General features: G+C 56.2%; 9 protein-coding genes. 8 read left to right on the top strand and 1 reads right to left on the bottom strand.

The features are described from left to right. Positions 1-36: 36 nt before the first annotated feature. The 3 genes from Q0O19_RS12970 to Q0O19_RS12960 all read left to right on the top strand — a co-directional run bounded on the left by Q0O19_RS12970 (position 37) and on the right by Q0O19_RS12960 (position 3,958). Positions 37-1,983, top strand: a complete 1,947-nt coding sequence (locus Q0O19_RS12970) for a methyl-accepting chemotaxis protein (protein WP_295523642.1) — start codon at positions 37-39, stop codon at positions 1,981-1,983. A gap of 56 nt (positions 1,984-2,039) precedes the next feature. Beyond that, positions 2,040-2,657: a hypothetical protein gene (locus Q0O19_RS12965; RefSeq protein ID WP_295523640.1), complete on the top strand. Its 618-nt coding sequence runs from the start codon at positions 2,040-2,042 to the stop codon at positions 2,655-2,657. Positions 2,658-2,773: 116 nt separating this feature from the next. Then, positions 2,774-3,958, top strand: a complete 1,185-nt coding sequence (locus Q0O19_RS12960; protein ID WP_295523638.1) for an ABC transporter substrate-binding protein — start codon at positions 2,774-2,776, stop codon at positions 3,956-3,958. Between the two features lie 100 nt (positions 3,959-4,058). Here Q0O19_RS12960 and Q0O19_RS12955 read toward each other — a convergent pair whose 3' ends face one another. Next, positions 4,059-4,994, bottom strand: a complete 936-nt coding sequence (locus tag Q0O19_RS12955) for a LysR family transcriptional regulator (protein ID WP_295523636.1) — start codon at positions 4,992-4,994, stop codon at positions 4,059-4,061. Between the two features lie 111 nt (positions 4,995-5,105). Between Q0O19_RS12955 and Q0O19_RS12950 the strand changes: the two genes are divergently transcribed. The 5 genes from Q0O19_RS12950 to Q0O19_RS12930 form a co-directional block, all read left to right on the top strand. Continuing rightward, positions 5,106-6,371, top strand: a complete 1,266-nt coding sequence (locus tag Q0O19_RS12950; RefSeq protein ID WP_295523634.1) for an aromatic ring-hydroxylating dioxygenase subunit alpha — start codon at positions 5,106-5,108, stop codon at positions 6,369-6,371. 2 nt (positions 6,372-6,373) lie between these two features. Further along, the gene (locus Q0O19_RS12945) at positions 6,374-6,859 is read left to right on the top strand and encodes an aromatic-ring-hydroxylating dioxygenase subunit beta (RefSeq protein ID WP_295523632.1); all 486 of its coding nucleotides are present in this window, start codon (positions 6,374-6,376) and stop codon (positions 6,857-6,859) included. A gap of 10 nt (positions 6,860-6,869) precedes the next feature. Beyond that, complete coding sequence (locus Q0O19_RS12940) at positions 6,870-7,187, top strand: non-heme iron oxygenase ferredoxin subunit (RefSeq protein ID WP_295523630.1); 318 nt, start codon at positions 6,870-6,872, stop codon at positions 7,185-7,187. 155 nt (positions 7,188-7,342) lie between these two features. Then, positions 7,343-8,206, top strand: a complete 864-nt coding sequence (locus Q0O19_RS12935; RefSeq protein WP_295523628.1) for a branched-chain amino acid ABC transporter permease — start codon at positions 7,343-7,345, stop codon at positions 8,204-8,206. Between the two features lie 12 nt (positions 8,207-8,218). Next, the coding region (locus tag Q0O19_RS12930; protein ID WP_295523626.1) for a branched-chain amino acid ABC transporter permease at positions 8,219-8,945 on the top strand (727 nt) is incomplete at its 3' end.

Genomic DNA, 8,945 nt, shown 5'->3' with positions numbered 1-8,945 from the left:
GATAGAATATAGGGATTCTTTTTGGAACCCCTGGTCATGTTGAAAAATCTTTCCGTTTCTCTTAGGCTTTTTATGCTGGTGATCTCCATCAGCATGGCTTCAGTGGTGGTGGGCGTGGTCGGCTTGAGTGGCATGACGCAGGCCATTGCCAGCTTCAAGTTTGTCAACACCGACCACTTGGTTCATCTGCATGACCTGAAAATCATTTCTGACCAATACACCCTGCACGTCATTGACGGGACCATCAAAGTCCGCTCGGGCCAGATGTCTTGGGAGGCGGCCCGAAAGCATCTGGCCACCTCGAGGCAAACGGTCAAAGACAAGTGGGCCGCTCACCCCACCGAAGACTTTGTGGGAGAAGAGAAAAAACTGGTCACCAAAATCGAAGCGTCATTTGACAAAGTCAACACCTTGCTGGACCAGTTGGATGCTTTGTACATAAAAGAAGACCGGGACGACTTGGCATCGTTCACCGACAGACAGCTCTATCTTGGGGTGGAAGAGTTGATCGAACTTTTATCCGAGTTCATTGAAGCCCAACTGACCGAAGCGAACAATGAATTTGTGTTGGCCGAAGACGCTTACGAATTCAACCGCAACCTGACCATCGGCCTGATTTTGGCTGGCTTGCTCGGTGGTTTTTGGCTGGCGATCTCGATCATCCGCTCCATCACCCAACCGCTGGCCAAAGTGCAAGAAGCGGTGGGCACGATCGAAAAAACCGGTAATTTTTCTGTTCGCATCGACGTCACGCAAAACGACGAAGTCGGGCAAACCGCCCACGCCATCAACCGCATGATTGCGTCACAACAGGCCGCCGTGGGCGAAGTCAACCAAGTGGTCACGGCCTTGGCCATGGGCAATTTCACCCCCCGCATCCATGCCGACCTCAAGGGTGACTTGGGCGAGATGAAACAGGCGGTCAACACCTCTGCAGATGCGATTCAAAGCACCACACGCAGCCTGATTCAGCTGATGACGGCTTTGGAAAATGGCCACTTTTCGACCCGCGTTCAAGCCGATGCACAAGGCGAATACAAAGCCGCCATGACGCAAGCCACCAACGCCATGCAGGCCTTGGACAATATGCTGGGCGATGTCTCGGGTGTGCTGCAACACGTGGCCAGTGGCAACCTCACGCAACGGGTCCATGCCCAAGGCCAAGGCGAGTTGGCCACCCTCAAAGACAACATCAACCGCTCGCTGGACGCGCTGTCGATGGCTATGCGTGTCATCAACACCAACAGCCAACAGGTCTCCTCAGCGGCCAATGAAACCAGCCAGGCGATCGGTCAAATTTCTGACGGTGCACAAAACCAAACCCATGCGATTTCGCAACTGGCCTCTGCCGTACGCCAAACGACGGATGCGGTGAGCGATGTGTCACGCAACACCACCGTCGCCAGCCAGAAATCTCAAGAATCCATGCGCATCATGCGCGAAGGCATGAAGCAAATGGAGCAGATGGTCGAGGTGGTCAGCTCGATTGCCTCCAACTCCGAAAAGATCAACAAAATCACCGAAGTGATCGAAAAGATCGCCAACAAAACCAACCTGCTCTCGCTCAATGCCGCCATCGAAGCTGCACGCGCTGGCGAACACGGCAAAGGTTTCTCGGTCGTGGCCGAAGAGGTGGGCAAATTGGCCGCCAACAGCGCCGAGAGCTCACAAGAAATCGCACGTCTGGTGCAACAAGCTGTGCAAGAGACGCAACGTGCTGTGGCCACCGTCAAGCAAGTCAACCACGGCATGCACCAGATCGAACAAGGCTCGCTCGAGACCGACAACATGCTGCAGCGCATCTCTTCGGCCTTGGAGCAGCAAAGTGCAGCGGTTGAGCAAATCAACTCCAACATCACCAGCCTGGATGCCATTGCCCGAAGCAACGCCGCCGCCTCGGAAGAGATCACGGCCACGGTGATGGAGCTGTCTAAAATCGCCGACGCCACACGCAACGAAGTCAACAAATTCGAAATCCATTGAACGCCCTTTTTGCCATGAAAAAATTCAACCAACGCCCTCTCTTCGCTCTGATTTCCTTGACCCTTTGCCTGTGGGCCAGCCATGCCAACGCCGGCCGCCCTTTGGCCGTGGACGATGCCAACGTGAACGAAAAAGGGGCCGGTCATGTGGAAGTCTGGGTCGCCCGTGACAGCAACAAAATCAACACTTGGAACGTGGCCCCGGCTTTTGCACCTGTTGAAGGCGTGGAGATTGGCGTCAGTTACGCCAAGGCCCGCAAGCATGGCAACGCTGAACAAGCCATTCAAGCCAAATGGCGCATCACCCCGAGCCAAGAAAACGGCTGCAACGTGGCCAGCACCTTGGGCACCGTGCATGAAAAAACAGTGGGCAGCAGCCCTTATTTGGTCGGTATCCTGACCTGCAATTCAGCTCTGGGGGCCGTGCACGTCAATTTGACACGCCACAACCCCAAGAACGAAAAAAACTACACCAGCTGGGGCGTTGCCTTTGAACGCGAGATGGGTGGCGTCACGCCACACGTGGAGGTCTTTGGCGACGATACCGGCAAACCCACCGTCCAGTTCGGTGCCAAAACCGAGATCGCTGAAGGCCTGCAGCTCGACGCCACCGTGGGTCGTGACCGTCAAAACAAGGCAAATGTCTTTTCACTGGGTTTCAAGTATTCTTTTTGAAGGCTGGACGCATGGGTCAAACCCCATGATTTCCCCTAGGAAAACGAGCGACTGAATGTCTCATAATGAAGCGAGTGCTTTTTTGGGCACCCGCATCATTCTCACTGGAGACACACATGACCTCACGACGTTCCGTACTGACCCAAGGTGCAGCCTTGTTGGGTGCCACATCGACCTCTTTGCTGGTTTCACAAAACGCTCTGGCGCAGTCCGGGAAGATACGAGTGGGCCTGATGCTGCCCTACACCGGCACCTTTGCCCAACTGGGCGTGGCCATCGAAAACGGCGTGCGCATGGCCATCAATGAACAAGGCGGCAAGCTCGGTGGTCGCGAGATTGAGTGGTTCAAGGTGGACGACGAGTCCGAGCCGTCCAAAGCAATTGAGAATGCCAACAAACTGGTGCAGCGCGACAAGGTGGATGTGCTGATTGGTACAGTGCACTCAGGCGTGCAAATGGGCATCCACCGCGTGGCCCGCGAAAGCGGCGTGATCAGCCTGATCCCCAATGCGGGCGTGCACATCGCTACCCGCGCCCAGTGCGCGCCCAACGTGTTCCGCACCAGCTTTTCCAACAGCCAGCCCACCATGGCGTTGGGCGAAGTCATGGTCAAGCGCGGCCACAAAAAGGCCGTCTGGATCACCTGGAAATACGCCGCAGGCGACGAAGCCTTTGAGGGCTTCAAGGAAAGCTACACCAAGGCGGGCGGTACCATTGTCAAAGAGCTGGGCCTGCCCTTTCCCAACGTCGAATTCCAGGCACTGCTCACCGAAATCGCCGCCCTCAAACCCGATGCCGTGGCTTGTTTCTTTGCCGGCGGTGGTGCCGCCAAATTCCTCAAGGACTATGCGGCCGCAGGCCTCAAGGGCAAGATCCCGCTGTATGGCTCGGGCTTTTTGACCGAAGGCGTGCTCGAAGCTGCAGGCCCTGCGGCCGATGGCGTGCTGACCGCCCTGCACTATGGTGATGGCATCGAGACCAAGCGCAACAACGAGTTCCGTCTGAATTACGCCAAGACCTTCAAGATGCAACCCGACGTTTACGCCGTGCAAGGCTACGACACCGGCTTGCTGCTGGTGCAAGGCGCCAACGCGGTCAAGGGCGATGTGAGCCAAAAAGCAGCCATGATCAAGGCCATGGAAGTGGCCGTGATCGACAGCCCACGTGGCAAGTGGACCATGAGCAAGTCGCACAACCCGGTGCAAGACATCTATTTGCGCGAAGTCTCCAACAAGGAAAACAAGGTCATTGGCATCGCGGCCAAGGCCTTGGCCGATTCCGGCGCAGGTTGCCGCATGTGAAGCCACACGCACCACGGGGATCGCCCTGAGCGCTTGCTGGCTTAAAACTCCGCAAATGCCGACCCATTTGACAATGGTTGCCTATCAGGCGAAACATCCGTCAAATGGGTTTTTCTTCGTCTGGCGTTTGGCCATCACCGAACAGCTCCCAAGTGAACTGCCTCAACCACTGGTGACCCGGATCTCGGTGCAAGCGGCTGTGCCAGAACTGGTGAATCGAACTCTCGTGCACGGCCACCGGCAGTTCTCGCTTGACCAGAGCGTAAGGCCCCAAGGTCCTGTCAGCAAACCGTTCGGGCACTGTGGCAATCAAGTCGGAATGGCTCAGAACATCGCCCAGCGCCACGTAATGAGGAAGCGTCAGTCGAAAGTGTCGGTGCAATTTTTGCTGCGTCAAATCAACGTCGACCCGACCGTGTCCGGTGCCTGCGGCAACCACGCGCACGTGTTCAGCGGCTATGAATGAAGCCAAATTCAGCTTGTTTTGACCCGCCAGCGCATGACCCTTGCGCATCAAACAAATGTATTTCTGCCGAAACAAGACTCGTTGAAAAAAACCTGCCTGCAATTGCGGGAGCAAGCCCATGGCCAAATCGATGCGGCCACTGGCCATGTCCTCTTTGAGCGATGTTTGTGTCACGCTGACCACTTGCAAAGTCACCCCCGGGGCTGAGCGTGTCAACGCATCCACCAACACGGGCAAAAAATACAGTTCGCCCACATCGGTCATGGCGATGTTGAAGCTGCGCGTGCTCGTCTCAGGATCGAAGGCGGCGCGCACATTCAAGGCTTGCTGCAATCCACCCAAGGCCATGGCCACGGGTTCGGCCAATTGCAAAGCGTAGGGCGTGGGTGCCATGCCTCCTTGGGTGCGCAAAAAAAGCTCATCGCCCAAAGTGGCGCGCAATCGTCCCAAGGCGCTGCTGACGGCAGGCTGGCTCATGCCCAACAATTCAGCCACTGCCGAAACCCGCTTTTTCAAGAGCAAATGGTGCAAAACCACCAGCAGGTTCAGATCCAGTTTGGCGATGTCCATGTGCAGATGTCCTTTGTTATTCGATTTTCAAATATTGACTATACAAATAATCCGGTTTACTTATTTTTGGATTTTACGCATGATTTGGATCAAGTTTGATCAGGAGTCAACATGCAGGAACACCCCATCCACTGGGAAATGAAAGGCACGAGCAGAGTCCCATTTGCCCTCTATGTCAACCCAGACATTCACAAAAAAGAGCTGGAACGCTTTTTTTACAAAGCCCATTGGAACTATGTTGGGCTGGAGGCCGAGATTCCCAAGCCGGGTGACTTCAAACGCAGTGTGATTGGCGAACGCTCGGTCATCATGACGCGCAGCATGGATGGCCAAATTCACGTGGTCGAGAACGTCTGCGCGCACCGTGGCATGGCCTTTTGCCGCGAGCGCCATGGCAACAAAAATGAACTGGTTTGCCCCTATCACCAATGGAGCTACGCCTTGGACGGCAAATTGCAAGGCGTGCCTTTCCGGCGTGGCGTGCGTCAGGATGGCAAAGTCAATGGCGGCATGCCTGCCGACTTCGACCCCAAGGATCACGGACTGACCTCGCTGAAGGTGGCGACTCGGGGAGGCGTGGTGTTTGCCTCGTTTGACCACCAAGTGGAATCGCTTGAAGCCTTCTTGGGTCCCACCATCCTCCGGTACTTTGACCGCCTCTTCAGTGGTCGAGAGCTGAAAATCCTGGGCTACAACCGCCAGCGCATCCCAGGCAACTGGAAGCTGATGCAGGAAAACATCAAAGACCCCTACCATCCCGGTCTGCTGCACACCTGGTTTGTCACCTTCGGCCTTTGGCGTGCGGACAACAAGTCAGAGATGCGCACAGACGAGCACCAAAGGCATGGGGCCATGGTGTCCACACGCGGCACCGCCAGCCAGGTCAGCGCAGACACCTCCCAGGTCACCCAAGTGAGCAGTTTCAAGGAGAGCATGCAGCTCAACGATCCGAGCTTTTTGGAAATCGTGCCCGAGGCTTGGTGGCAACTGGATGAGCAAATGCCCACGGCGGTGATGATGACGTTGTTCCCCAGCGTGATTTTTCAGCAACAGGTCAACAGCGTGTCCACTCGCCACATCCAGCCTGATGGCCATGGTGCGTTCGACTTTGTCTGGACGCACTTTGGCTTCGCAGACGACACGCCCGAGATGACCGAACGCCGTTTGCGCCAGGCCAACCTGTTTGGGCCTGCGGGCTTTGTCTCCGCAGACGACGGCGAGGTGATCGAGTTGTCACAACAAGCTTTCGAAACCAAACCCGAGCACCGCATGTTGGTGGAGATGGGCGGACGCGATGTCGGCGGGGCGGACCACATGGTGACCGAAGCCCTGATCCGTGGCATGTACCAATACTGGCGCAAAGTGATGGAGGATTGACGATGGCCAAAACCTTGATGGACCTGCAAACCTGGTTCGACATTCAACAACTTTATGCCGATTACGCCGACGCAGTGGACAGCGGTGACTGGGGCCTGTGGCCCGAATTTTTCACTGAGGCTTGCGTTTACAAATTGCAGCCGCGTGAAAATTTTGACCGAGGCTTTCCGCTGTGCACACTGTCTTTCACCAGCAAGGGCATGCTCAAAGACCGTGTTTATGGGATCCAAGAAACGCTCTTCCATGACCCTTACTACCAGCGGCATGTGGTGGGAGCGCCTGTGCTGCGCAAGGCAGAAGGAGGCCGTATCCATACCGAAGCCAACTATGCGGTGTTTCGCACCAAGCTGGACAAAGAAAGCACGGTGTTCAATGTGGGTCGCTACATCGACACCATCGTGCAGACGCCTGAAGGACTCAAGTTCGCCGAGCGCTTGTGCGTGTTCGACAGCGAGATGATCCCCAACTCCATCATTTACCCCATCTGACCAGAACCCTATGACCCCGTGGATTGACGTGGCCGCTGAGGCCGATTTGTTTGAAGGCGCAGGCATTGCCATGGCCCTCGAAGGCCAGGACATCGCTCTCTTCAAACTTGAAGATGGCAGCATTTATGCCATCAACAACCTGTGCAGCCATGGCAACGCCAAGCTGTGTGATGGTTTTGTGGATGGCCATCACGTGGAATGCCCGTTCCATCAGGCCCTGTTTGACCTGCGGGATGGGACTGTCAGCTGCGGCCCCGCCACTGAGCCGGTCAAGTCATGGCCCGTCAAGATAGAAGACGGCCGGGTCTACTTGAATCTGAATTGCTGAAATTCAGATTGCAATGGCATCTGGCCTGAGTCAACGCTCGGTTGACCCTGCAGTTAAACTCATTGCCAAACCATTGACTGCCCAGCACCAAGCAGTCTGGCCTTGTGCCCTTGGGCCTGAGCTTTTTTCTCTTCATTCTGATAACTGACCCATCGATGGACTTCGTTAACTTCTTGATCCAGCTGCTCAACAGCGTCCAGTATGGGCTGCTGCTGTTCATGCTCGCCGCGGGTCTGACGCTGATCTTCGGCATCATGGGCGTGGTCAACTTGGCGCATGGCAGCTTTTACATGCTGGGCGCTTACTTGGCTTGGTCACTGGCCGCGCAGCTGGGCAGCTTCACTTTGGCCATCATCGCAGGCACTGCTTTGTCAGTGGCTTTTGGCTTGCTCATCGAGCGCTTGCTCTTCCGGCACTTTTACCACCGTGACCACCTCGACCAAGTGCTGTTGACCTTTGGTCTGATCTACGTGTTTGAAGAAATGCGCTCCATGATTTGGGGCGACGACGTGCACGGTCTTCCTGTGCCGGAACTTTTGGCCGCTTCTATTCCCTTGACCGAAAACCTGTCGTACCCGGTGTACCGCCTGTTCATGTCGGGCGTGTGCCTCGTACTGGCACTCGGCTTGTACCTGCTCATTTCCAAAACCCGACTGGGCATGAAAATCCGCGCAGGGGCTTTCAACCGCGAGATGACCGAGTCGCTGGGCATCAACATCCAACTGATCCACTCGGTAGTGTTCGCGCTGGGCATTGGCCTGGCCTCTATCGCGGGCATGATCGCCGCGCCTGTCTCGAGCGTCTACCCGAACATGGGCTCACAGGTCTTGATCATGTGCTTCGTGGTGGTGGTCATTGGGGGCATTGGCTCGGTGCGCGGCGCCTTGATCGCAGCCCTGCTGGTGGGCCTGGTCGACACCTTTGGCAAAGTGCTGCTTCCCCAAGCCTCGGGCATGCTGGTTTACGTGCTCATGGCCGCTGTGCTGCTGTACAAACCCGAAGGCTTGTTCAAGCAATAAAAATACAACAACATGAGCATGCCCCAAATCCACCTTGAAACCCTGCCGCGTAGCATACAACTGGTCATGCTGCTGGGCTTTTTGGCCCTGGCCGCCTTCCCTTTTGTGGGCTCAGACTTCTACACCGCCATGGTCGTGCGCATGATGATTTTGGCCATCTTGGCCATGAGCCTGGACTTGCTGCAAGGCGTCACGGGCCTGGTATCGCTGGGCCATGCGGCTTACTTTGGTTTGGCCGGTTATGTGTTGGCTTTCATCACACCTCAGAACGAAGCCATCAGCCTCTACACCAGCTTGCCGCTGGCTGTGGGGGGAGCGGCGCTGGCGGCTTTGGTCATTGGTTTTTTGGTGGTGCGCACGCATGGCATTTACTTCATCATGGTCACCATGGCCTTTGCACAGATGATTTTTTACATCTTCTTTGACAACAAGGCGCTGGGCGGCTCCGATGGCTTGTTTTTGAACTTTCGTCCGGATGCAGGCGTGATCGACCTCGACAACAAACGGGTGTTTTATTACTTCACGCTGGGCTGCCTGCTGGCGGTGTACGTGTTCTTGCGTCGCCTGCTTTGGAGCCCCTTTGGCCGGGCGCTGTCGGGCATTCGTGTCAACGAACACCGCATGCGGGCACTGGGCTTCAACACCTTCAGCCACAAACTGGCCGCCTTCACGCTGGCCGGCGCTCTGGCGGGTCTGGCCGGTTATTTGTGGGCGGCACAAACCGGGTTTGTGAACCCCG

The organism is Limnohabitans sp. Rim8 (genome assembly GCF_945869175.1).
Classification (GTDB): Bacteria; Pseudomonadota; Gammaproteobacteria; order Burkholderiales; family Burkholderiaceae_C; genus Limnohabitans_A.
Note: the sequence above shows the minus strand (reverse complement) of the source record. Positions and strands in the feature narration are given on the sequence as shown.